We start from the raw sequence: 23,629 nt of genomic DNA, 5'->3' as shown, positions 1-23,629 counted from the left end.
AGAAGTTGGATCTTTAGAAAGTAAGTCTAAAACCCTATTTAACTTCTGACCTCTAACATCTAATTTCTAATTTTAAATAATGAAGAGTTTATTAAACATCATAAAAGGAATCACCTTTTCGGTTTTCATACTCGGAGCCATCTCATCCTGTATGGCAAGAAAAGAATATGAAAGACCGAAGAATGTTGTGGACGAAAAGCTTTTTCGTACAGACATGCTTCCTTCGGACAGTACCAATATTGCCGATATTTCCTGGAAAGAGATATTCACTGATCCGATATTGCAGGGGCATATTTCCAAGGCACTGGAAAACAATCTTGATATCAGAATTGCTTTGGAAAGTATTAATTCTGCGGAAGCTTATCTTAAACAGAGTAAAGCAGCCTATCAGCCAACCCTTTCTGTCGGACCCAACTATACATTTCAGACGCAGTCTATCAATACCCAGTTTGGACAGATCATTGGAGAAAGGCGATATGTAAATCAGTTTGACATTACAGCAAGTATCGGATGGGAAGCTGATATCTGGGGTAAATTGAAGGCACAGGAGAAAGCACAGCTGGCCACTTATTTAGGAACTGTTGCAGCACATAAAGCGGTTAAAAGCAGTTTGGTGTCTTCCATTGCTTCTGCATATTATCAATTGTTGACATTTGATGCACAGAAGAGAATTATTACGGAAACCATTGCAGTAAGAGAGAAAAACCTTGAAGCTACTAAGGCTTTAAAAACTTCCGGAACAGTTACTGAAGTAGCAGTACAGCAAAGTGAGGCTCTGGTTTTCAATGCCAAATCATTACTGATTGATATTGATACACAAATACAGTTGCTGGAAAATACCATGAGTCTTTTGATGGGAGAACCTTCTCACGCTATCGAAAGATCTACATTGGAAGGGCAAAAGCTTCCCATCGATTTGAAATTAGGTTATCCTACTCAACTTCTGGCCAACCGTCCGGATGTTATGAGAGCGGAATATAATTTAATGAATGCTTTTGAGTTGACCAATGCAGCCAAAGCTCAGTTTTATCCAACTTTAAAATTAACAGGGAGCGGTGGGCTTCAGTCTGTTGACATTGACCATTTATTCAGTGTCAATTCATTGTTTGCAAATGTAGTGGCGGGACTGGCTCAGCCGATTTTGAATAAGAGACAGATACAGACTAACTATGACGTAAGCCTTGCCAATAAGGAAACGGCTTATCTTAACTTCAGAAAAACAGTTTTGACTGCCGGAAAAGAAGTTTCGGATGCCATCAGGGTTTTCTCGGTTCAGGATTCATTTATTGATTTGAAACAAAAAGAGCTGGATGCCTACAAAAAATCGGTAGACTATTCTCAGGAATTGGTAAACTATGGGATGGCCAACTATCTTGAAGTGTTGAACGCCAGTGTGAATTCATTGAATGCAGAGCTTAACATCTCCAATGCAAGATACAGCAAAATGAAAGCCGCCGTTGAGCTTTATCAGGCTTTGGGCGGAGGCTGGAAATAGCCGTATTCTGCAATATAATATCATAAAAAACGTATGTCAGCAATGGCATACGTTTTTTATTGACAATATTAATCTGATTTTACTAGTGTTATTATTTGTAAAAAGTAAATGATCCAGTTTTAAAAGCATAAAAATGAGACTGTCTCCTACATTTGACAATACAAGCATAGGAGACTTACTCAAAGTTAATTTTTATTGAACATAGGCTACATAAGCTTCATTTATAGCTCCTTTTCTAGCCTTGGCAAAAAATGCATAGTCTATCCAGAAAAATCCATTGTTTCCCCATGCGGTACCCCAGGAATTTTGTACTTTAAAAGCTTGTTTAGCATCGTCATAACCCACTACGCAAATGGCATGTCCTCCTCTTGTAGCACCAGAATGACTTTTCCAGATCCAATTGTTTGCAGAACTCAAACTATCAAAGCTTCCATCTACCGTAACTGTAATGATTATTGGTAAATTCATACTTAAAAGTGTCTTTACATTATTGATATTGGTTTTATCTACAGTAGCCCAGGTTGTAAATTTATGTGTACTTGCTGCACTTTTTTGAGTTGCATTGGGCTGGGTAGAGCACTCAACATCTGTGTATGGCATTTCATTCCAACTGCAAACTCCCTGATCCTTTATTAAATTTAATCCACTGGATACATAAGTTCCATTAGGACAGCCGCTTACTTTAATCTGATTGTAAACATATTCAGGACTTCTTGGATTAGTTATCCCTTTAAAATTATATTCCAGAGTACTTGCAGCAGCATAAGCTGTAGCAAAAGCAACGCATGAACCTTCCTGTCCCTGATTTACTATTGGAGGAGTGTTGGGTATAGTATAATTTGATGGAATAGAAGCTATGAGGGTTTCGGCTGATTTTCCTTTAAATTTCATTGTTAATGCTTCTATATCAGCTTTAGCGAATGAATTGTAGGTTTTATCATCTACCAGGATTGCTCCTAATGAACGCATTGCCTGATTTTCCTTGTTAGGTTGCTGAGTATTTTGTTCTTCTTCATTTCTGTTACATGAAGAAAGAGATAGCATCCCCAATACGATAGCAATTAGTTTTAGATTTTTCATTATTATATTATTTAAAATTTATTATATAAAAATATAAATTATTCTTATATAATTATGATATACTTTATGAATATGTTAATGTTTTAGTTTTTTTATATTTTTATTTGTTTTTATTCATCGCTTTTGTTTATAGTTGTTAATATTATTCATTATTTTGTGAATTTAATGTAAAATGGACTATTTGTTTTCAGCAATGAGTTTCTCCTTCAAGTATGAAGTTGTCAATGTTTCCATCGCTTTTTTTTCTTTTTCAGATCGTCTTTTTTATTTGGAGCTCTTCACATAGGAAATTATACAATTACTACTAATTTACTTATGTATTCTTTTGTAACATTCGCTCCTCAGATTTTTTGGATTTATCCTGTGTTATTTAAGAATAAGAATGGGGTTTGGAACAAGCCTGGCAACTCATTCTTTAAACAATTTTATTCCATTGATTCTTTCTAAAATAATATGAATAATTCTTTACAACTTATATTATTGTTTGTTTAGAAAATGGACTAGAATCATAAAAATATAACGCCTTTACTTTATAAGGGTTTAGCATGGAATTTTTTCATTCACTGTCGTAGAACTACTACAATTTTTAAAATAATAGCTAATTCATTTTGAAGTGAATATTTAAGATGATAAATTGGCAGAACCAAATCAATAAAAAAACTTATGAAAAAGAACATTCATGCGCCTGAAAAATGGCTGCTTTTAATGAACTTTTGAGTATTGATCTTTATTCATACTCTTTCTGATATAATTCTCAAGACAGTCTGACAGTAATTTTGTATTGAGACCATCATATATTACTGATTGTCTTTCCGAGCAGAATGGTCCCGCCTTTTAGGTGAAAATCTCCGTTTATCAATAGAACCGATAAAAATTATGATATCATGTTTCAGGAACAGAATAATTTTCCCAAACCGGAAATAGATTCAGAAAAGAAAAATTTTGTTAACAAAATTAAAGAAAATAAAAAAATCAAAGAAGTAAAGAAAGCGGCTTCAAAAGCTACTAATGCAGCCCAGGTGATGAATACAGGGAAACAGTTTCTGAACCAGCCCTTATTACCCAATGAACCAGCCATCATAAAAGAGAAACTTTGGGCTAAACAGCCTACTTCCGGAATATTTAATGCCGACAGTATTCCGGAGAGCGCTATAGCAGGGATTAATCGGGTAGTAAAGCTTGATATTCATGTGGAAGGTAAGCCTGTACAATATTTCAAACATTTTAAACTGACACAAAGTACAACTAAGCATCATGAATTTGAACTCATTCTTGCTCATGATGCTTTAGGAGATACAGAAAATCATAATCTTGAAAAAGTACAGAATTTTCTCGGAAAAAGAATTACCGTTGTTTTCAAATATAAAGATGTGGAAGGTGGTGCTGAACGAAATTTTATAGGTGTTATCACGGAAGTTGGTTTCAGCCAGGAAAAAGGAAGTCTGGGAAATCTTGTTTTGTCCGGTTTCAGCCCAACAATCTTGCTGGATGCTGCCCCTCATATTCAAAGTTTTGGAGGCGCGCAACCGGTAAGTTTGAACAGTATTGCGAATGAAGTGATTAAACAGGGGTTGGGACAGGGGAAATTTGATTTCAGGGTGGATGCACGTCATGGCAATGTATCTTACAGCTGTCAGTATGAAGAAACCCATTATAATTATCTGGCCAGAATGGCTGAAGCGTATGGAGAACAATTTTTCTATGATGGGGAAGTTTTACATTTCGGACAGCTGCCTCCACAGGAAAAACCAGTATTATTGACTTATGGCAGTAATCTTACCGATGTTAAAATTAGAATGAAAGCCCAGCATGTAAATCCATCATTTTACGGATATAACAGCAGCAAAAATGAAAAATTTAAAGGCGGAAGTTCAAAAATAACCCATACCTCAGATATTGCGAAGAGAGCTTATGAAATTTCGGAGAAAACTTTTCAGACCCCGTCTCTGAGAGTAGCTCCCATTAAAGCCTCCTCTTTCATGGATATTGATGCTTCACAGAAAGGAGCAGCCGGAAGCAAGGCTTCAGAAGTTTTTGTAACCTCCGGCAATACAACCGTACCCTTTCTTTATCCTGGATGTATTGCAGATGTTGAGATGCGTAAAACGGATACCAATGATACCGGTTATTTTACCAGGCTCATGCTTATAGAAGTAACCCATGAAGTAGATGCCCGCGGATATTACGATGGCTCTTTCCGGGCAATAGCTTCTGATACCGGATTTATACCAAGACCGGAATTTACAGTTCCCACAGCAGAACCCCAGTTTGGAAAGGTGGTTTCCAATACGGATCCTGAGAACCAGGGCCGTGTACAGGTTCAGCTCGACTGGCAGGGCGGGCAGGATACTACAGAATTTATCCGCGTGATGTCTCCGGATGCCGGAAGCAGTGAAAAAGTAGGCAAAAACCGTGGCTTTATGTCTGTTCCCGAAGTAGGCGACCAGGTAATTGTCAACTTTGTACATCTTCATCCGGACCGTCCTTTTGTGATGGGAGGAATGTATCATGGCGGAATTGGAGGCGGGGGCGGTGCCGGAAATAACATCATGAGTTTCAGCGGCCGGAGCGGTGCAGAACTGAAATATGACAATGGCGCCGGATCTGTGAATCTTAAAGACCAGGGAGGGGCTAATATGTTCTTTGATGGAGCAGGAAACGCAACTACCAATGCCAATAAGAACAAAGAAGTAAACGTAGGGAATGATAATACCGTAAGAGCAGGAAACACCAATATGATTAACGTAGCTGATGCTTCGGTTCTTCAGATGGATAAAACCGGAAAAGTATCCCTTACGGCCAATACAGAATTTAAAATTATGGTGGGTGCCAGTACCGTTATCATTGATAAAGAAGGAAAAATCACTATCAACGGAAAAGAAATAAAGATTGATGCCAAAGAGAGCATTGATTTTTCGGCAACCAATGATACGAAACTGGGCGGTAAAAATGTAACCGTCACCGGAAGCTCGGAAGTGCAGGTGAATGGTAAGAAAGTAAATATTAATAAATAGAATAATGGAGATTGGAAAAGAATACCTGTACAATACTGCTGTAGTTGGAAAAACTAAAGTACACAGTCTGGACAGTAATTATAAGATCAATATTAAAACCTCTGTGATCTATAAAGGAAAAGATCCCAATGAAGATTATCACATTTTTGAAATCACAGAAACAGATTATGGGCTGGAAATGTATGAAGATCCGTTAATTGTCCAGATTACTGAAATGACCAATAAAGTATGCAGCATCTACAGTACTCTGGAAGTAGGGATCAATAAGAAAGGAGAAATTGCCAAAATCTATAACGGCGACATGATCCGCGGAAAATGGAAAGATATAAAAGAATGGCTCACCAATGCCCATCCTATTGAAGCTTATGAAATTATCCGGGCTAAAGAATATGAACTGACCAATGAAGAAATGGAAATAAAAAGCATCCGTTACATCCATTTTATTTACCAGTTTTTCTATATTTTCGGAAAAGAACCTATGCCGGAAGGGGCTAAAAGCTATCTTAAAAGAGAAGATATGGACCGTTTCGGAGCCGGAGTTGTAATTCCTGTTAATCTTTCCGTATCGGAGAGAGAGACGGAAGAGGGATTGAATGAATGGAATGCAGAAGGAAAGATGATCCGTGATGAAAAGATGATCCGAAGGCTACGGGAATTTGCAAAAGACAATTATATGCATCCCGACTATCAGGTAAAAGGAAAATACCTGTATGATGACCGGATATTGTTAAAATCAGATTTTACCATTACCGAGAAACTGGGTGAATTTTTCTATTATCACTGTTATATGGATACTCATTTAGAATTGTAACATTATGGAAGATGAACAATATCTTACCGAAAAACATTATCTGGTCTGCGATAAAGGAGTAGCTCCCAAGCAAATGAAGGTCACCAGTCAGGATTTTGTCACCTTCAGTGGAGACAAAGCAGCTACAGAACTGGATACCCTGAAAGGCAATAACTTTGTCTGCCTTGGCAGTGTAGCTTTTATGGCAGGAGCCGCAGCTGGAATTGCTGTGGGTATTTGTGCCATGATCCCAGGACCTGGCTGGCTGGTTGCCGCCATTATTGCTGCCGCTATTTTGGCTGCAGTAGCTATCGGACTTATAAAATGTAAAGCCGCCGCTTCCCAGAGGGTCTGGACCAATACTTCTCAAAAATTCTCCATACAGGAACATAAAACGCTTACCCTCTCATCCATTATGGTTTGTCCGGCAGAAGGCGGAACCATTACCGCTAAGGAAACCGTTTGGGAAGCATGGGGAAGTGCTGCCCTTACCAACCTGGGGCATGTCGCCAGCTTTGCCTTTGGGTTTCTGGCCGGAAGAGGAGCTACAGGAATGGTGACCGGAGCAGGTTCAGCCGCTGCCGGAGCCACTACTCTAAGGGAAGGAGCTTCCAGATTTGCGACAGCCTTCGGACAGCAGTTTATGAATACAGCACGAAAGGAACTGATAGAACAGTTTACTTTTAAAGGGTTTAAAAATGCATCACTATTCTGTAAGACTATGCGTGGACTGGGAATTGGCGGAGCTTATTACGACCAGTATAATATCTGGAGCAGTGATAAAGATGTTCTTGAAAAACTGAAAGATAGTGGCGTAAGCCTTGTTTTGGGGATTTTTGCAGCAAAAGGAGCCACATTGGTTTGTTTTCCTGCAGGTACGAAAGTACACGCTGAAAAAGGACTCGTAAATATTGAAGATCTTTATGAAGGTGACCTTGTATTAACGTATAACGAAACTACAAAACAGCAGGAATATAAACCTATCCTTACAAAGCATGAACGGTTTACCCAGCAAATGCTTTCTTTGGAATTACCCACCGGAGAATTTGTACGGGTAACTCCTGAGCATCGCTTTTTCTGTAATGATGAATGGATAGAAGCCGGAAGTCTGAAAGCAGGAGATCTTTTACATTTAAAAGGTGGGGATTATACCACCGTTATCAGCGTAGAAGTGTTGCCCCATTATGAAAAAGTTTATAATTTTGATATTGAGGATAATGAAAACTATTATGTGACTGAGGATGGAATTCTGGTGCATAATGGGTATAAACCAAGAAGTCCATCTTCTACAAATAAAAAAATCGACCACGCTAAAACAGTTAATCATCCTGATGGCAGTACAACTTATACAGATATTAATGGAGATTCTGTAACTTATAATGCGGCAGGTTACCCAGATTTTTCGCCACATGCTATAGATGAAGTTAGTCCTGTAGTAGGAATGAATGGTAAATACTCACATGATGAAGCATTAGCAAATGCAGCAGCAGGTTACACTGAGACTCCTGCAGGTTATGTTTGGCATCATGTTGAAGATGGATTAACAATGCAATTAGTACCTAAATCAATAAATGGTAATTTCCCTCATACTGGTGGAGCTTCAGGTCTAAGAGATGGAACACTACCTTAAACGAAAAAATATTATTATGAATAAAATAATCACATTAGTACAACTGGATAAAGAATTAGTAGGAGAAAAAATTAATAATTTTGAAATAAAATATCAATTTAAAATTCCTATAAGCTTTAGAGAAATTTTATTGAATTATAATGTATGTAAACCCAACAAAACATTTTATAAAAATAATAAAACTGAATTTGATTTAAATTATTTCTTTGGAATTTCCGAAGATAAATACCAAAGCCTGTTTGAAAATTACGAAATCTATTCAAATAGAATGCCTGATCTACTTTTCCCTATTGGGAGTATAGATGGAGGAGATTTACTGTGTATGCATAAAGAAACAGAGAATATATATTATTGGTTTCATGAGATAGATGATTGGGGGATAGAAGGTGTAGATAAATGGCCAGAAAAAGTTGCTAATAGTATATATGAATACCTTGATGAATTAACCTTATCTGAACTTCCAACTGTCCAAGAAATTGAGGTAGCAAAAAAATACAGTAAAGTAAAAATTACTCCTATAGCAGTAAAAATTAAAAATGAGCAAAGAGAAAAACAAGGTTTGCCACCTCTTTCTTTTGAAGAATGGGATGCCTTATTAAATGGATAATATTCATTTATAAGAATCTTTGATATTAATACTACTTTTTAGGCTGCTTTGATAATAAGCAGCTTTTTTATTTACCCCAAGAACTACAACGAACTTACAAAAACAACAGGAATATAAACCTATCCTTACAAAGCATGAACGGTTTACCCAGCAAATGCTTTCTTTGGAATTACCCACCGGAGAATTTGTACGGGTAACTCCTGAACATAGGTTTTTCTGTAATGATGAATGGTAGAAGCCGGAAATCTGAAAGCCGGAGATTTTTTACATTTAAAAGGTGGAGATTATACAACAGTGATCAGCGTGGAGGTCTTGCCCCATTACGAAAAAGTTTATAATTTTGATATTGAAGATAATGAAAACTATTATGTAACTGAAGATGGGATTCTGGTGCATAATGGTAGATATAGAGCTATAGATAAAGCACAGCAATACGAAGATGATATTCAAGATTTATATGGAGGAGCTGCAAATTTTAATTCAAGACAGTATACTGCGATAGTTGATGGACAATTAGTAAACGGAGTTGCTGATAATGTTGCTGTTATTAATGGGAAAAATGTAGCTATTGAGGCTAAATTTGTTGAAGATTGGAACAAGTCTTTAAGAAATCCTTTGGATACTAAACCTTGGGCCATAGCTGAACAAAACAAAATGCTTGACCAGGCAAAAAAATACTCTAATGCTTTTGATGAAGTTATATATCACACAAATAGTCAAGAATTGGCGGATCATTATTCACAGGTCTTTAGTCAAAATGGTATTACTAACGTAAGATTTGAAATAACACCTTAATTATTATGAAAATAGAAAATGTAATTCTTCCGGGAAAAGAAGAATTTGATTTTAGAGAGTACAGATACATTTATATTCAAAGTGGTAATGGAAAAATTACAAAAGATAATTTTGTTAATATAGTTGCATCTGCCAATTCACCTTTAATCCCTAAAACAGGGGGCGTTTTAAGTGAAAATTTTATTATAATTACTCCAGATAACAAGCACTTTTATGGATTGTCCTATTCGAAAGATTTAATTGGATGGAGGCAACAGATCGAAAAAGGTGCAATAATACTTAATCTAAATATTGGGGAAATTAAAGATGGAAAATATTTTTCAATACTTAATGGAGAAAGATATAAATTAGAAGATTGTCAGTTTGAACGTTATAATTTTTATGATGAAACAGGTAATTTAATAAAACTCAACACTCCTGTAGAAAAAGAAAAAATATTATAAAAAAGACTGTCTATTATGACAGTTTTTTTTTACCCCATTATGAAAAAGTTTATAATTTTGATATTGAGGATAATGAAAACTATTATGTGACTGAGGATGGGATTCTGGTGCATAATGGGTATAACAATACCGCTAATAATTTAGATAATGATCTTCCAGGTACTTTTAGAGATAGTAATGGTAAATTAAGAAATGAAGACGGCACATATGCTAAAGACCCTAATACTAAATCAAAACCAAAAGGAGAGGATGATTACTCAAGGAGTATGGCAGAAAGGAGAAAAGCATTACTTAGAGATGCAGATGACCCGGCTGCAGATTTAACTGATGATGCTCGAAAATTCATAAAAGAAAATAATGGAAACAAAGTCCCTGATAATTATGAAGTTTCCCATGAAGAACCACTTTATACCAGAAAAACAAAAGAAGGTAAATCTGAGATTGATGTTGCAGATAATATGAAAACACAGCCAAAAGATACACATAGAGCAAGACATAAAATATGTGGAGATCAATATCATGAATTTGGTCCGGCAAATAAACCTAAGATTTTAAAATAGTAAAATTATGATAGATAATAAAAACCAGCAACTTACTATAGATTATGAAAAAGCAAATGAAACGGATAGTTTCAAGGTGCATAATGATTTTTTAAATTCTTTATTAAGTGATTCTTCGGAGAAAGGAATGGAACTGCATTATTCTTTTTTTCAAGACACTTCTAATAGTGATTTGAAAAGAATATTAGGAAAAGGTTTTTTAAAGAGAGGAGAAAGTGGATTAGAATTTTTAGTACAAAAGTTAAATGTGGAAAAAGATTCATTAAAAAAATCTAATATTATACATCTTATAGGGCTTTCTTATAATAAAAAATATTTACCCTATATCATTCCTTATTTGAAAGATACTGATGAAGATGTAAGGTATAAAGCAATAGTAGCTATTGGCTGGCTAGGAGATTCTACTACGATAAATGTTCTGGAAAATAATTTTGATATAGAAAAAGAAAATCTGTTACGCGGATTTACAATCACAGCGATGCGTCAAATTTATTTTCGTAATCCTGATACAAAAGAGAGTATTTTATCTTTTATATTGAGTAAAATAAAGATAGAATCTGATGAAGAAGTTTTAGCAATTATGATTGCAGTAATTCAAGATCTTACTAAAACAAAATTTGGTCTAAAAGAAGACCCCAATACAGGTGAAATTTCTGGAGATATAGTAAAATCTAAAGAAAAAATTATAAAAAAATTAATCCATGAATAAATTATTTTATAATGATGAATATTTAAATGAAGAAATTACTTCTAATAATGCTATTGAAGTAACTCTTGATGATGTCCTGAATAGATTTTATAATTTATCCGAAGCAGATGGAAGTTTTTTGGGAATTAAGAATGAATTTAATAAAATAAGACAATTTGCATGGATAAACGATAATGTTTGGCAGCTAGATATTCCTGAAATAACAGAAATGGGTTCTTATCAAAAAGAATGTACATATGAAGACTGTGTAACAATTATTAAATCTTTATTTCAAAATAGCTCTTGGCAAATACCAGAAGGTGTTTTTTTTCAAAAGTGGTAATAGGTAGAAGATTGTCTGTTGAACGTTATAATTTTTATGAGAAAACAAGTGATTTAATATAAACTCAACACTCTTATAGAAAAAGAAAAAATTATATAAATCAGACTGTCATGGACAGTCTGATTTTTTATCCCATTACGAAAAAGTTTATAATTTTGATATTGAGGATAATGAAAACTATTATGTAACTGAGGATGGGATTCTGGTGCATAATGGGTATAAATTGGAGGCTGGTACTCCAGAACATAAAGCTCAAAGATGGGAAGATTACCAGGCTAGAGGTGGTGAACTAGATTATGATGACTGGAGTAAAAGATATGATGTTGCTATTCAGAATGCTAATAAAGGAAATGCTGCAGCAGATGCTTATCATGAAAAAGTAGGATGGGGTAAACGAGAAGTTACAGTAGAAGTTGAATTAGACGGAAATACTGTAAATCGAAGGTTAGATATTGCTGATATAAAAAAACAAAAAGGAATTGAAGTGAAGTCTGGAAATTATTTCTCAAGGACAGAAGAAATAATGTACGAAATAAAAAGAGATAAGCAGTTGGTTAAAGATGGGTGGGATATTGAGTGGAGAATTGAGGGTGGTGCAAGCCAACCATTGCTGGATGAATTGAAAGCTGCAGGTATTAAAGTTTCACATAAACCATAAAATAAATTAAATATGTTATATACAAAAGAAAACTTTCAAGATTGGATATTTTATATCGATGATAAAATGGATTCATTTACAGAAGGGTTTGCGCAAGAAAATAATCTTACTCTGGATTACAGTATCAAATCATTAGATGAATTAGAGGGATGGATTTTAAAAACTTATAAGAATGAAGATCAGTTAATAAAAGATCATACAATTTTGGATTTACTGACTATTTATATTGGAGAAACATTTCGAAAGCATATTGGAGGTAAATGGTTTATGGATATTGATAATGAAAAGAATGCATTTTATATGATGCCGGTTCTCACTAGCCCTGATTTTAAAGGGGTTAAATATAAATCTCCAATGACCTTTGCAACAGCAAGTATAGATAGAGAGAAGGGTAATTATATTAGCACAATTTTAAAGAATAATATGGAAGATATGGCAATTCCTGTTAATGAATAATAGTGTTATTAAAGAATACTCTAAAGACCAACACTATTTAATTATAGCAAAAAGGAAACGTTTTAACATTCCTTTTTTATGCTCAATATAGCTATGATTTTGGTAATGAAAGCAATGAATCTATTACGAACTGAGGTTGGAAATCAAGAGTTTGGAGTAAGAGGGGATTCAATAGAAGATTTAATTAACCTTGTAAAGTAAAAAGATGAGTATTGAATAGCAGCAAAGTTTGTAGATAATAGAGATTGATCAGAGATAAACTTTAAAGTTACATTTATTCTGAAGATGAAAGGTATGATGAAATCACTTTGACTTTCCTGAATAAATGGATCTGGATTTATTTTACAAGTCTTGATTTTCAAATTGATGAAGTAACAAATCTTTAGATCACGAAGCTTCAAAGAAAATAGATATAATTTTCAAAACAATAAGATGTCATATACACAAGAAAACTTTCAGGAATGGATTTTTTTCATCGGAGAAAAAATGGATTCATTTACAGAAGGGTTTGCGCAAGAAAATAATCTTACTCTGGATTACAGCATCAAATCATTAGATGAATTAGAGAAATGGATTATCAATAACTATCCATCGATTAACAATTTAAAAGAAGATTCTAGAATGTTAGACCTTCTTACCATTTATATTGGAGAAACATTTCGAAAACATTTAGGAGGCAAATGGGTGATGGATATTGATAATGAAAAGAATACATTTTATATGATGCCGGTTCTCACTAGCCCTGATTTTAAAGGGGTTAAATATAAATCTCCAATGACCTTTGCAACAGCAAGTATAGATAGAGAGAAGGGTAATTATATTAGCACAATTTTAAAGAATAATATGGAAGATATGGCAATTCCTGTTAATGAATAAAGTATGCTCTAAAATCCAAAACTAATAGTTAATTATAACAAAAAGGAAGTGTTTTGAACATTTCCTTTTTTATATTCAATAGGGTTATAATTTTGATATTGAGGATAATGAAAACTATTATGTGACTGAGGATGGGATTCTTGTGCATAATGGGTATACTAATAATGATGCTTGGGAGTCAATTGATGGCTTTAGGAGACATGCTGGTATGCCAAGACTAGGAGAAATAGTACCTAAAATAGGTGACGGAAATGGAACCGTTGCTTTTGTCGATCTGGCTTATCGGATAGACATGGAGTTAAGCAGTAAACCCGCTGAAGTTTAACAATAACAAAGAGTTGTAATCATTACAATTACAACTCTTTGTTTTATTCAGATAAGGCTGCTTAGAATCTCAAAGTGGCTGCAACAGACCAGGTTCTTCCAAAACCAAGGAATCCTGTATTTCCGTCTGCGACACCCTGATACACTCTGCCAGTTTCCTGATAAGTTTTTCCGGCATCCGGACCATTGGCAATTTTATCACCAGCAAAAATATTGGAGCTTAATTCAGAAATGTAATATTTGTTGAATAAGTTGTATACATTCGCTCTCAATGTTAAAGATTTTTTAGCATCAAGCGTGAATTTGTAAGAAGCTCCTACATCAAATAAATGGTAGCTTGGCAATTTTACAATTCCTTTTTCTCTTGCGGCTTCAGTAAGAAAGTTGATCGGGTTGAACTGAGCATAAAGCTTGTCATAATATTCCCAGTTGGCATCAATGCTGAAAGCTTTGGTGATATTGTAATCCGCTCCGATGCTTGCAGTTGTCTGGGCTGCATCTCCAACCTTCAGGTCTTTGATATTGATTGTTCCTGTAGCTCCTGCTATTTCCTGGTTGTTCTGAACATCAAGGATGTTGAAGTTGGCATTTCCTTTATACTTCCAGTTACCCAATGATACCATTCCTCTCAGTCTAAGGTTAGCAAAAGGTCTTGCCTTTGCTTCCAGCTCGATTCCCTGGTGGAGCTGGCCTACATTCAGTGCATTGTAGAAATAAGCATTTCCAAGACTTAGCTGGGAGAATTTAGCAACATCTGCTGCTGTAGCATTGAATGTTCTGGAAATAAATCGGTCGTCCCACTGTGTTCTGTAAGCGTTGATATTCACATCGATATAACGCGATTTGAAACCATATCCCAATTCCACAGAGAAGATTCTTTCATTCTTTGCATCGTTATAAATATTCTGGTTTGAAGGGAATAAAGCGTTGAATAACGGCTGTCTTGAAATTACCCCTGTATTGAAAAATACATTATGGTGATCATCTATATTATAATTTGCACCTCCTTTTACAATATAACCTGTTTTGTGATACCATTTTGTCTCCTGATTTCCGGGAGTATATAACATATAGTCTCTTCTCTTGTAATATTGCTCAGAAACAGACCCCTGAACAGATGCACTTAGTTTTTCAGAGCTGTATTCTACCATTCCATAGATCCCGGCCCATTTTACCAGACCTTCGTTGTGGATAGATACCTTCTGAGCATCTTTCAGCTTGGTAAGCGGTTCCGGTTTTACGGTTTGATTGATATAGTAACCTTTTGGAGCATTGGCTGTACCAGTGACAAATAATGCATCTGATCCTAACATGTCAGTTACAATATCATATAATGCTCCTTTGTATGTTTTAAGATCAATACCTCCGTTAAAAGTCCAGTTATTTTTTTTATAATTAAGATCTGCAATCACACCATACCAGTCATGAGCATTGATACTTTGCTTTCTCACGATACCGCTGGTTCCGTTAAGAGTAGATACATACTGTCCGTTATAATCACCAGGAGAGCCTGCAGGTGCTGTAAAGGTAGATTTCTGGAAGTTATTTCCATTATAATCGGTTACCATACCGCCTCTGTTATAACGATAAATCATATCCCAGTTGATGGTACCATCTCCGCCAGCGCCATAATTCATGAAGTTCATGGTTTGTCCGGCTGCATTTTTGATAGAACCATTAAGTCCTGTTCCTCCGCCGCCACGTCCCCATGAGCCATAAAGAACTGTAGATAACTTAAGATTGTCATTCATCGTCCAGTCCCAGTTAAGGGATGCAATAGGCTTATGATAGAAGTTAGGTGCTAAATTGAATTGAGAGCCATTCAGCATTCCTGTTTGAGGATTGTATCTTCTTCCATAGGTTTCAAACTGCTGCAGTGTTGCTACGTTTGCTCCGGTTGCAGAAGATCTTCTCGTATCGTGTACCTGTGGTGCTCCGGTAGCGATTAAATTGAACGCATGCTTTTCATTAGGCTTAAACCCTGTAGAGAAAAACCATGAGTAACCTTCTCCTTTTGTTCCATTGATGTATCCGTCACCTTGCCAGCGGGAAAGCAATACGGTTGTTCCCCATTTGTTTTTTAAACCGGAAGAGTACATTGCAGATATTCTGGAGTAGTTGTCATTACCAACTTCTCCTTTAATCATTGCTTTCTGCTCAGAATCCGTAGCTTTGGTTACAATATTGATGGTTCCCCCTACAGAAGGAACAACAAATTTAGATGCTCCCAAACCTCTCTGGATCTGAATATTGCTTGCAATATCAGCCAATCCGGTCCAGTTTGACCAATACACCGTACCTCCCTGCATGTCATTCACCGGCTGCCCGTTGATAATCACTGCAATGTTTGCCCCGTCAAAGCCTCTCATGTTAATTCTGCTGTCTCCGAATCCTCCACCTACTTTGGTAACGTAAACGGATGGGGTAGACTTCATAATTTCAGGGAATTCTCTGTTTCCCAGTTTTTCCTGAATTTCTGCTGCCTTAATATTGGAAACTGCAACAGGAGTTTTTCTTTCTTTGGCTGTTTGGGAAAGGTTTCTACCCACCAACATCACCTCATCAATAGATTTAGATTTCTCTAAAGAATCCTTCGTACTCTGCCCATAATATAAGGCTGCCGTAGGTAATACAAGCGCTATAATTAGTCGCTTTTTAAAAATAATGCTCATGAAATAAACTAGCGTTTTTGAATTTAAGGCTGCAAAGATGAATAATTATTTTTGAATTAAGTATTAAATCTTAACGAAGTGATTTCCTATTGTATGTGTATAATGCATTATTACTGATTTTTTTGAGCATATTAATTATTTCAGATCTTTAATTTACAATTTGTTATAAAAGTGAATTATACTATAATTGGCTTGTTTTTAACGAATAAAAATAATGATGCAGTTCATCTGAAAGTCCACCAGGATGTATTTTTTTCTAATGATATTTGAGGTTTGATTTATTTTGTATCATTATTAATATATTTGCAGATATTATTTATATCAATGTTATTTGCTTAAATACCATAAGCTTTTCTCCTATTTAAAAAAATAAAAAAATGACTCAGCTTAGTTTGTTCGACTCAGAAGATTTATATGAATTTCCAAAAGACCTTCTGGAATACAGTGAGCATTTCCTGAGCCAGCATGAAGCAGATAAACTTAAGAATCATCTGCTCGAAACAGCACCCTGGAAACAGCGTACCCAGAAAATGTATGATAAAACGGTTCTGACCCCACGCTTAACCGCATGGTATGGGGATCCGAAAACGGATTATCCATTAGGAAATGGTGAAGTGGAGAATAATCTCTGGACCCCTGAACTGTTTTCTTTAAAAGAAAGGATAGAAGAAACATTCGGTTATAAGTTCAATTCTGTATTGCTGAATCTTTACAGAGATCATAATGATTCTGTTGCCTGGCACAGAGATAAAGAAAGCAGATACGGAAAACGTCCTGTGATTGCATCAGTAAGTTTAGGGCAGACCAGAAACTTTGATTTCAGGAAAAAAGACCATCATCAGAGTAAATACAGTCTGCCGCTTCCTCACGGTTCATTATTGATTATGAAAGGAGATCTCCAGGAAAACTGGGAACATCGGATTGCTAAATCTGTAACTTCTATGAAAGAGCGTATTAATCTTACATTCCGGTTAGTTTGTAAAGAATAAAATACTTATTGTAATGGATGATTTAGGATTTTCCATTTCAAAATAAAAAGGTTGATGTATTTTCTTTTTCCACAAAAAAACTGCACCTTTGCCCCAACAATGGGGTGCTACAGATAACAGTGGCTGAGATGATACCCAGGATTGTACTTCCACACCTGATCCGGATAATGCCGGTGTAGGGATTGCTTATTTATCATCTCATCATTTGATTTCTAATAATTAATATGATGCAGGACATTTTAAAACAAATTACCTTACCGGAATGGTTTGGAGTCTTATTTTCAGTCATTCAGGTTTTATTGGCCCGTAAAAATAATGTCAACAACTATCTTTTCGGAATTGCAGGCATTCTGCTTACGCTGTATGTGATGCTTGCTTCAAAGCTTTATGCTGAATTTACCTTAAATCTTTATTATCTGATTATGAGCATCTACGGATGGCTGTACTGGAAATTCGGGAAACAGAAATCCGAAATGGAAATCTCCGTTACCACCACCACAGAAAAATGGATTACCGGAGGAATTGTTCTGGGAACGTTTATCTTATTCTGGTCTTTTCTTACTCACTTTACCGATTCTGATGTTCCTGTTTGGGATTCTCTGGTGAGTGCTTTTGCCTGGGCAGGAATGTGGCTCATGGCAAGAAGAAAAATTGAAAACTGGGTGATACTGAATGTCAGTAATATCATTTCCATTCCTTTGATGATTCATAAAGAACTATATCTCTATGCTGTTTTAACGTCGTTTTTATTTTTAGTAGCCATTTCCGGATATATAGAGTGGCAAAAAATTATTAAATCCAAAGCCAATGCTGAGTAGTAAAGAGATCAGACAAGAACTTCATGGAGCTTCTCTAATTTCTGATGAGGTAATACAATGTATTCACGAAGAAGGATTACTTAAAATCTGGGTTCCCAAAAAATATGGAGGGCTCGGCTATCGTTTTGAAGAAGGACTTAAAGCATTATTTGGCTGGGCTGAAACCGATGGAAGTTTCGGCTGGATGCTGACGCTTTGTGCAGGAGCGAATTATTTTTCCAGAAATATCAAACCAGAAGTAGCTCAGTTACTCTTTACCCATTCTGAAACCTGCTTTGGCGGAAGCGGAATGATTGGCGGAACTGCAGAAAAACAAGATAACGGCAACTATTTGATAAACGGTTTATGGAATTTTGCAACAGGAGCACCTCATCTGACCCACTTTACATTAAATGCCAAGGTTACGGAAAACGGGAAACCTATAATGGATAAAGACGGTAAGGAGATTATTCGCTCATTCATTATTCCAAAAGAGCAGGCTCAAATTATCCCCAACTGGAAGTCTATGGGGATGAAAGCCAGCGGAACCTATTCGTTCACCATTGAAAATGTCATTGTAAGCGAAGATTACAGTTTTGTTTATGATACTTTTTTCACAAATGATATTCTGGACAGTATTCCGTTTCGGGTTTTTGCGGATCTGACGCTATTGGTCAATTATCTGGGAATGGCTTCTCATTTTATTGAAGAAGCAGAACGTATTCGTCCTGAGATCAATTTCAAAAGTTTTGCAGAATCTGTTGAAAAGAATTTGGAAAAAGTATTACATATTGCCAGAGAAGTAGAAAATATACTCGGTGATCAGAAAGAAATTTCAGAGGATAAACAAAACGAGATTCATGAATATGGAGTAGAGCTGGTCCAAAAATTATCTTACTGTTTATACACAGCTTGGAATCCGTGCTACAGATCCTTATTCTGCAGTGTATCAGGTGTTCTGTAACTACTTTACAGCGGCAATGCATTCCAATTTCAGACCTTCTGCTGATGCTCTTGATTTTTCTTTTTGAATAGAAAAATTTTCTAATAATAAATTTTTTTATGAATATATTAATGTAATTATTCTTTTATGATTAGCATCATAAATTATTTTATATTATTTCACTATATTTGGAATAATTAAACTAACCCATGAAATAAGCCAACATAAAAACTTGTTAAACTAAAAATTACCAAAGATTATGAAAGACTTATTTTCATTAAACGGAAAGAAGAAGGATCATGTCATTATGTACTTAAAAGAAGAAATGTATTCATTGATCGAAAATGATAACTGGATTACAGTGACAATTAAAAAGTGGTATCATAAAAGGATCATATGCTATTTGATTTGCAATGGTTTAGTTGTGTTAACTATTGTAACAACAAAATTAACCCCATTTTATAAAAAATATACAGTACTGTAGCATAATTTAATATAAATTCATGTAAAAACAGGGTTAATCAGTAAAAGTTATTGCATGAAGAATGATTGGTTTTACGATCATTGAGTCTGTTTTCATCAATTTTAATTCAATAAAAAGTATAAAATAGTTGCAAATATCATTTAAATACTTACTTTTGTACCGCCTTATAATAAAAGACGGGGGATTGGCGCAGTTGGCTAGCGCGTTTGACTGGCAGTCAAAAGGTCACGGGTTCGAATCCCGTATTCTCCACTACAGTAAAGCCCTTTTCATAAGGGCTTTTTCTATATTCTAAATTCTGATTCTTCTCATTTCTTTGAAAGAAAATCATCAATCAATATTTATCGTAAAAAATAATATTTTAATTCATTAATTTATGCGCTATAAGCTGAGACCACCAATCACCAAGGTCTGTATGTTTTTTAGAAAAATTAAGTAAGTTACAGCCTTCTTATTGATAGGGCTTTTGTTATATTTGCGCGAAAACTTTTAATCATGTCTATATCAAACTTCCAATGCAACATATTTACGCAGTCACAATTTAGTTTTTCGTAAAATACTCTGTACAATTCTTACAATGTCAATTTGAGATTTAAAAATAACTATGAAATCAATTTTAAAAATATTTAAGTTTTTAGGTAAACTTATAATAGGAATTCTAATATTATTGCTGTTTTTAGGGATGTGTTATCGATTATTTTCTCCGAAACCAGTTCCGCCAGGTAAATTAGTGAATGTTAATGGAACTAATATTCATGTAAGAATAGAAGGAAATAAAAAATCTCTACCTACGGTTATTATTGAAGCGGGGGCACATGGTAATACAGATATGCTGCATTGGATTGCAGAAGGTTTAAAGGATAAAACGAGAGTTATACGCTATGACAGAGATGGAAAATGGTTTAGCGAATCGAGTAATAGCAATAATAGATCTCCTGAGTTTTATGCGCATCAGCTTCATGAATTATTAGAGAAAATTGGGGAAAAACCACCTTACATTTTGGTGGGACATTCTATGGGAGGTCCTTACAGTAGAATATTTAGAGATCTTTATCCAAACGAAGTTAAAGGAATTGTATTCATAGATTCAAGCCATCCTGAACAATGGAACCGATTAGCACAAAAAGAATTGATTCCCACAGAACAGGCAAAATTATTTAAAATAGGATCTATACTTGCGGATTTAGGTATTTTGGGTATTTATAACAAAATATTTAGCAAAGAGCCTTATCAAGGTGATGATTTGCCCAAAGAAGCGTATAGCCGCTCACAGTTGCTAACGTATAATTCTGGTGATGTTTATAGTATGTTTTTAAGAGAGAATGAACTTACCAATGATGTACTGAAGCGGGCAGGGCAGGCAAAGAAATTAGATTCACTACCTGTTTTGGTATTTACTGCTACAGAACAGTATAAAGAATCCCAAAAAGAAAAATACAGGAAGGCAGGAATTGATCCTGAAAAACAACTTCAAATATGGTTTCATATGCAAAAAGAGCTAAAAGAACTTTCTTCTCAAGGAAAACAAATAATAATGAACGCAAGTCATAGCAGTATTATTACCAAAAAAGTGAATGCAGATGTAATAAATAAAGAGATTCTTTTATTATCTGAAAATATTGAAAAGAAAAAGCAATATTAAACAATAGCCCCTTAATTGGGGCTAACCTTTTTATATTTATTTTTACTTCCTCCAGGAATTCCAACAGAATAAACTGGATTTGAAAAAAATAAAAACAGCCGCAATGAAAATATTGGGGCTGCCTTTTTGAAATCAAATATCAACTATTATAAAGATCTGGAGCGGGCAATATTAATAAGGTACACAAGGTGTGCGTACATGCTTCGCTTTACAGACTCTACTTTTATATCTCCGGTGCTCTGGTTAATAGTAGTTACCAGATCTGTATTACATTGACCAGCAAAATTTCCATTTCCCAGGTAGTTGACTGTATTGGTACTTGGATATGAGATTCTGGGATAGTCAGGTGCCGTTTGGTTAGCAACGGGAGTTGTGCCGGTAAAACCTTTATTGTCAACATATCGGGCAGTCCAGGTACCTAGAAACTGTCCGTTGCCGGTATTGATACCTTGTCCCACAATAATTTGAGTATCTACAGGATTGGTGAACCCTGCACAGGAGGAGTAATGGTTTACAGAAACGGTACAGGAAGAAGCATTGTCACCAGGTTGAAAGCATTTTCCTTCGTATACAGTGGATCTTTGTTCAGTGGAAGAGGTTGATGTGTTCAGTATAGCCTTTGGCGCAAAAATTTCTTCTGGAGAAATAAGAATTAAAACTCCCTGTGCATCCGCTGCAACAATTTTTTTTTCAGCATTTGAAAGTCCTCTTACTCTTACCAGGCCATTTACATCCAAAGTATGGCTCGGAGTAGATGTATTAATCCCAACTTGCGCTGTTGAGCTGCCACAAATAACAAGTGCTGCTAAAAATAGTGTTTTTGTTTTCATGTAATTTTTTGAAAAGTTTATTTTTTCACTAAGGTAAGAAATATCTTTAAAGTAGAAATAAAAATAGCTTTAAATCTAATATTGATATAATTATAAACGAATATTGAACTTATTACTATTAGTTTTTAACCATATTTTTATAATAAGTCAAATTTATATACCTTGTATTTGTTTGAAAAATATTTGTATTTTAGCCGAAATATGTTGTTTTTTAATAAACATATTGGATGCTGATTAAAATTCAGATAATTTGAATAAAAAAATTAGTAGATTTGCACGGAACAAAAAAATAATAAATATTAAGAAACATTCTCTGTAACTGGATTTTTAGGAAGAAAGCGCAGGAGAATAACAGGATTTTAGGTTATAAAACTACTGAAACTATGAAGAAACTTTTTTTACTTTTATTAACAGCGTTTTTATTTATCGGGTGCAGCTCTGATGATGATACTATTTATGATTATGTAGGAACATGGTCTGGTTCTTATGAAGGAGCAGATAAAGGAGTTTGGAACTTTGTGGTAGATGAGAGCGGTAAAGTGGTAGGAACAATGCATTCCGATGTGAATAATGAAAACTACAGTATTACCGGAAATTTAAGTGAGACAGGAGATCTTAACGCCAGAGTAGGACTTCCTTCACAAGGAGATTTCAAAGGAACGTTAACGAAAGAAAAAAAAGGAAACGGAAATTGGTCCAACTCACTTCCAACACCTGCAATATCAGGAAGCTGGAAAGGAGAAAAGAAATAAAACAAGAAAGTCTGCAGAATGTACTGCAGACTTTTTTTATTTAAACAAATCCTATATGGGTAACCTTGTCATTTTCATTCTTTAATGTTACAAAATAGAGCAAAAGATCATCATCAGAAAAGTACTTTTTAAAAGACTTATCTTGTTGCTGATTCCAGCGGATTATTTCCTTACTACTTTCGATACTATAATTTTCAGAATCCAGTTTTAAAGTTAAAATCACTCCATGGTCTGATGTACAATGATCATTTTTATACAGAACATGATCTTTCATTGTTACACCATCAGAAACATTATTAATTGCACCCCATTGAAATTCTCTCAGAATTTTTCTTCCTTCTTCAGTCTTTAAACCATTTTCAACCGTTCTTTTTCCTCTTTCAGAAACTGTATCTAAATCTTTAATGATCGTCATTACCTTTGCAAACTTCTGGTAGAGGAGGGGATCACCTGCTTCTTTAATATATAATTCCAGGCTTTTCCTGATAATTTTCCCCATTCTGGAACAGTGGCCGAATTCAGAACTGTTCTGTCTCACTTTCTCATAGGAGGGATTTTTTTTAAAGGCGGCTTTATTGAACCCGCTTTTCTTCCGAACCACATTTTTGCCATTCAGAGTATAAAATACCAGATCTCCCACCGCTCCTGTGATCTTGATTACACTTTCATAGGTTGCCATATTTTCAAAATAGAAATCAAATATACCAATAAATAATGAAAATCAAATTTTTAACTTATATTTATCATATAGTTGTAGTATA

22 protein-coding genes, 1 tRNA gene and 2 pseudogenes are annotated in these 23,629 nt (G+C 35.0%); 21 read left to right on the top strand and 4 right to left on the bottom strand.

Annotation, left to right across the window (positions count from 1 at the left end; all coding sequences use genetic code 11):
* The first annotated feature begins 79 nt into the window (after nucleotides 1-79).
* Nucleotides 80-1,495 carry an efflux transporter outer membrane subunit gene (locus ACODR7_RS08985; protein ID WP_488838725.1) on the top strand — a complete coding sequence of 472 codons (1,416 nt, stop codon included), beginning with the start codon at nucleotides 80-82 and terminating at the stop codon, nucleotides 1,493-1,495.
* A gap of 192 nt (nucleotides 1,496-1,687) precedes the next feature.
* Here ACODR7_RS08985 and ACODR7_RS08980 read toward each other — a convergent pair whose 3' ends face one another.
* Nucleotides 1,688-2,575 (bottom strand): C1 family peptidase, encoded by an 888-nt coding sequence (locus ACODR7_RS08980; protein WP_488838724.1) that lies wholly within the window; start codon nucleotides 2,573-2,575, stop codon nucleotides 1,688-1,690.
* Between the two features lie 884 nt (nucleotides 2,576-3,459).
* On the opposite strand from ACODR7_RS08980, the gene ACODR7_RS08975 reads away from it, so the two are divergent.
* The 14 genes and pseudogenes from ACODR7_RS08975 to ACODR7_RS08910 form a co-directional block, all read left to right on the top strand.
* Nucleotides 3,460-5,589 carry a type VI secretion system Vgr family protein gene (locus ACODR7_RS08975; RefSeq protein WP_488838723.1) on the top strand — a complete coding sequence of 710 codons (2,130 nt, stop codon included), beginning with the start codon at nucleotides 3,460-3,462 and terminating at the stop codon, nucleotides 5,587-5,589.
* 4 nt (nucleotides 5,590-5,593) lie between these two features.
* Nucleotides 5,594-6,400 (top strand): hypothetical protein, encoded by an 807-nt coding sequence (locus ACODR7_RS08970; protein ID WP_488838722.1) that lies wholly within the window; start codon nucleotides 5,594-5,596, stop codon nucleotides 6,398-6,400.
* A gap of 4 nt (nucleotides 6,401-6,404) precedes the next feature.
* Entirely contained in the window at nucleotides 6,405-8,009 is a 1,605-nt protein-coding gene (locus ACODR7_RS08965; protein WP_488838721.1) for a polymorphic toxin-type HINT domain-containing protein, read from the top strand.
* A 16-nt stretch (nucleotides 8,010-8,025) separates the two neighbouring features.
* Nucleotides 8,026-8,616, top strand: a complete 591-nt coding sequence (locus tag ACODR7_RS08960; RefSeq protein ID WP_488838720.1) for an SMI1/KNR4 family protein — start codon at nucleotides 8,026-8,028, stop codon at nucleotides 8,614-8,616.
* A gap of 228 nt (nucleotides 8,617-8,844) precedes the next feature.
* A complete protein-coding gene (locus ACODR7_RS08955) occupies nucleotides 8,845-9,411 on the top strand; it encodes a polymorphic toxin-type HINT domain-containing protein (RefSeq protein ID WP_488838719.1) in 567 nt (188 codons plus the stop codon).
* A gap of 5 nt (nucleotides 9,412-9,416) precedes the next feature.
* Nucleotides 9,417-9,854 carry a hypothetical protein gene (locus ACODR7_RS08950; protein WP_488838718.1) on the top strand — a complete coding sequence of 146 codons (438 nt, stop codon included), beginning with the start codon at nucleotides 9,417-9,419 and terminating at the stop codon, nucleotides 9,852-9,854.
* Nucleotides 9,848-10,414, top strand: coding sequence for a hypothetical protein (locus ACODR7_RS08945; RefSeq protein ID WP_488838768.1), 567 nt, complete (start codon nucleotides 9,848-9,850; stop codon nucleotides 10,412-10,414). The genes ACODR7_RS08950 and ACODR7_RS08945 overlap by 7 nt, the downstream gene beginning before the upstream one ends.
* Before the next feature lie 7 nt (nucleotides 10,415-10,421).
* A complete protein-coding gene (locus ACODR7_RS08940) occupies nucleotides 10,422-11,123 on the top strand; it encodes a HEAT repeat domain-containing protein (protein ID WP_488838717.1) in 702 nt (233 codons plus the stop codon).
* The gene (locus tag ACODR7_RS08935; RefSeq protein WP_488838716.1) at nucleotides 11,116-11,445 is read left to right on the top strand and encodes a hypothetical protein; all 330 of its coding nucleotides are present in this window, start codon (nucleotides 11,116-11,118) and stop codon (nucleotides 11,443-11,445) included. The genes ACODR7_RS08940 and ACODR7_RS08935 overlap by 8 nt, the downstream gene beginning before the upstream one ends.
* A 148-nt stretch (nucleotides 11,446-11,593) precedes the next feature.
* A pseudogene (locus ACODR7_RS08930) lies at nucleotides 11,594-11,653 on the top strand (hypothetical protein); the annotation flags it as partial.
* Between the two features lie 15 nt (nucleotides 11,654-11,668).
* A complete protein-coding gene (locus tag ACODR7_RS08925) occupies nucleotides 11,669-12,103 on the top strand; it encodes a hypothetical protein (RefSeq protein WP_488838715.1) in 435 nt (144 codons plus the stop codon).
* Between the two features lie 12 nt (nucleotides 12,104-12,115).
* A complete protein-coding gene (locus tag ACODR7_RS08920; RefSeq protein WP_488838714.1) occupies nucleotides 12,116-12,559 on the top strand; it encodes a hypothetical protein in 444 nt (147 codons plus the stop codon).
* Between the two features lie 432 nt (nucleotides 12,560-12,991).
* A complete protein-coding gene (locus tag ACODR7_RS08915; RefSeq protein ID WP_488838713.1) occupies nucleotides 12,992-13,435 on the top strand; it encodes a hypothetical protein in 444 nt (147 codons plus the stop codon).
* Between the two features lie 88 nt (nucleotides 13,436-13,523).
* Nucleotides 13,524-13,583, top strand: a pseudogene (locus ACODR7_RS08910) (hypothetical protein); the annotation flags it as partial.
* Nucleotides 13,584-13,821: 238 nt separating this feature from the next.
* Here the strand turns inward: ACODR7_RS08910 and ACODR7_RS08905 are convergent.
* Nucleotides 13,822-16,431: a TonB-dependent receptor gene (locus ACODR7_RS08905; protein ID WP_488838712.1), complete on the bottom strand. Its 2,610-nt coding sequence runs from the start codon at nucleotides 16,429-16,431 to the stop codon at nucleotides 13,822-13,824.
* A gap of 377 nt (nucleotides 16,432-16,808) precedes the next feature.
* Here ACODR7_RS08905 and ACODR7_RS08900 point away from each other — a divergent pair, with 377 nt between their 5' ends.
* The 5 genes from ACODR7_RS08900 (at nucleotide 16,809) to ACODR7_RS08880 (ending at nucleotide 21,286) form a co-directional block, all read left to right on the top strand.
* The gene (locus tag ACODR7_RS08900; protein ID WP_488838711.1) at nucleotides 16,809-17,420 is read left to right on the top strand and encodes an alpha-ketoglutarate-dependent dioxygenase AlkB family protein; all 612 of its coding nucleotides are present in this window, start codon (nucleotides 16,809-16,811) and stop codon (nucleotides 17,418-17,420) included.
* A 224-nt stretch (nucleotides 17,421-17,644) separates the two neighbouring features.
* Nucleotides 17,645-18,238 (top strand): nicotinamide riboside transporter PnuC, encoded by a 594-nt coding sequence (pnuC, locus tag ACODR7_RS08895; RefSeq protein WP_488838710.1) that lies wholly within the window; start codon nucleotides 17,645-17,647, stop codon nucleotides 18,236-18,238.
* A complete protein-coding gene (locus ACODR7_RS08890) occupies nucleotides 18,228-19,181 on the top strand; it encodes an acyl-CoA dehydrogenase family protein (protein ID WP_488838709.1) in 954 nt (317 codons plus the stop codon). The genes pnuC and ACODR7_RS08890 overlap by 11 nt, the downstream gene beginning before the upstream one ends.
* Before the next feature lie 641 nt (nucleotides 19,182-19,822).
* Nucleotides 19,823-19,896, top strand: a tRNA-Ala gene (locus tag ACODR7_RS08885).
* Nucleotides 19,897-20,248: 352 nt separating this feature from the next.
* Nucleotides 20,249-21,286 (top strand): alpha/beta hydrolase, encoded by a 1,038-nt coding sequence (locus ACODR7_RS08880; RefSeq protein ID WP_488838708.1) that lies wholly within the window; start codon nucleotides 20,249-20,251, stop codon nucleotides 21,284-21,286.
* Nucleotides 21,287-21,432: 146 nt separating this feature from the next.
* On the opposite strand, the gene ACODR7_RS08875 is transcribed toward ACODR7_RS08880, so the two are convergent.
* Complete coding sequence (locus ACODR7_RS08875) at nucleotides 21,433-22,116, bottom strand: hypothetical protein (protein WP_488838707.1); 684 nt, start codon at nucleotides 22,114-22,116, stop codon at nucleotides 21,433-21,435.
* 383 nt (nucleotides 22,117-22,499) lie between these two features.
* Here ACODR7_RS08875 and ACODR7_RS08870 point away from each other — a divergent pair, with 383 nt between their 5' ends.
* Nucleotides 22,500-22,868 carry a hypothetical protein gene (locus tag ACODR7_RS08870; protein WP_110366091.1) on the top strand — a complete coding sequence of 123 codons (369 nt, stop codon included), beginning with the start codon at nucleotides 22,500-22,502 and terminating at the stop codon, nucleotides 22,866-22,868.
* 40 nt (nucleotides 22,869-22,908) lie between these two features.
* Here ACODR7_RS08870 and ACODR7_RS08865 read toward each other — a convergent pair whose 3' ends face one another.
* The gene (locus ACODR7_RS08865; protein ID WP_488838706.1) at nucleotides 22,909-23,547 is read right to left on the bottom strand and encodes a hypothetical protein; all 639 of its coding nucleotides are present in this window, start codon (nucleotides 23,545-23,547) and stop codon (nucleotides 22,909-22,911) included.
* Between the last annotated feature and the right edge of the window lie 82 nt (nucleotides 23,548-23,629).

Source organism: Chryseobacterium sp. FG46 (assembly GCF_057809135.1).
Note: the sequence above shows the minus strand (reverse complement) of the source record. Positions and strands in the feature narration are given on the sequence as shown.

Excerpts from the sequence above, each read along its gene's own strand:
- ACODR7_RS08985 (WP_488838725.1), top strand. The coding sequence starts at position 80 with ATGAAGAGTTTATTAAACATCATAAAAGGAATCACCTTTTCGGTTTTC.
- ACODR7_RS08980 (WP_488838724.1), bottom strand. The coding sequence starts at position 2,575 with ATGAAAAATCTAAAACTAATTGCTATCGTATTGGGGATGCTATCTCTT.
- ACODR7_RS08975 (WP_488838723.1), top strand. The coding sequence starts at position 3,460 with ATGTTTCAGGAACAGAATAATTTTCCCAAACCGGAAATAGATTCAGAA.
- ACODR7_RS08970 (WP_488838722.1), top strand. The coding sequence starts at position 5,594 with ATGGAGATTGGAAAAGAATACCTGTACAATACTGCTGTAGTTGGAAAA.
- ACODR7_RS08965 (WP_488838721.1), top strand. The coding sequence starts at position 6,405 with ATGGAAGATGAACAATATCTTACCGAAAAACATTATCTGGTCTGCGAT.
- ACODR7_RS08960 (WP_488838720.1), top strand. The coding sequence starts at position 8,026 with ATGAATAAAATAATCACATTAGTACAACTGGATAAAGAATTAGTAGGA.
- ACODR7_RS08955 (WP_488838719.1), top strand. The coding sequence starts at position 8,845 with ATGGTAGAAGCCGGAAATCTGAAAGCCGGAGATTTTTTACATTTAAAA.
- ACODR7_RS08950 (WP_488838718.1), top strand. The coding sequence starts at position 9,417 with ATGAAAATAGAAAATGTAATTCTTCCGGGAAAAGAAGAATTTGATTTT.
- ACODR7_RS08940 (WP_488838717.1), top strand. The coding sequence starts at position 10,422 with ATGATAGATAATAAAAACCAGCAACTTACTATAGATTATGAAAAAGCA.
- ACODR7_RS08935 (WP_488838716.1), top strand. The coding sequence starts at position 11,116 with ATGAATAAATTATTTTATAATGATGAATATTTAAATGAAGAAATTACT.
- ACODR7_RS08920 (WP_488838714.1), top strand. The coding sequence starts at position 12,116 with ATGTTATATACAAAAGAAAACTTTCAAGATTGGATATTTTATATCGAT.
- ACODR7_RS08915 (WP_488838713.1), top strand. The coding sequence starts at position 12,992 with ATGTCATATACACAAGAAAACTTTCAGGAATGGATTTTTTTCATCGGA.
- ACODR7_RS08905 (WP_488838712.1), bottom strand. The coding sequence starts at position 16,431 with ATGAGCATTATTTTTAAAAAGCGACTAATTATAGCGCTTGTATTACCT.
- ACODR7_RS08900 (WP_488838711.1), top strand. The coding sequence starts at position 16,809 with ATGACTCAGCTTAGTTTGTTCGACTCAGAAGATTTATATGAATTTCCA.
- pnuC (WP_488838710.1), top strand. The coding sequence starts at position 17,645 with ATGATGCAGGACATTTTAAAACAAATTACCTTACCGGAATGGTTTGGA.
- ACODR7_RS08890 (WP_488838709.1), top strand. The coding sequence starts at position 18,228 with ATGCTGAGTAGTAAAGAGATCAGACAAGAACTTCATGGAGCTTCTCTA.
- ACODR7_RS08880 (WP_488838708.1), top strand. The coding sequence starts at position 20,249 with ATGAAATCAATTTTAAAAATATTTAAGTTTTTAGGTAAACTTATAATA.
- ACODR7_RS08875 (WP_488838707.1), bottom strand. The coding sequence starts at position 22,116 with ATGAAAACAAAAACACTATTTTTAGCAGCACTTGTTATTTGTGGCAGC.
- ACODR7_RS08870 (WP_110366091.1), top strand. The coding sequence starts at position 22,500 with ATGAAGAAACTTTTTTTACTTTTATTAACAGCGTTTTTATTTATCGGG.
- ACODR7_RS08865 (WP_488838706.1), bottom strand. The coding sequence starts at position 23,547 with ATGGCAACCTATGAAAGTGTAATCAAGATCACAGGAGCGGTGGGAGAT.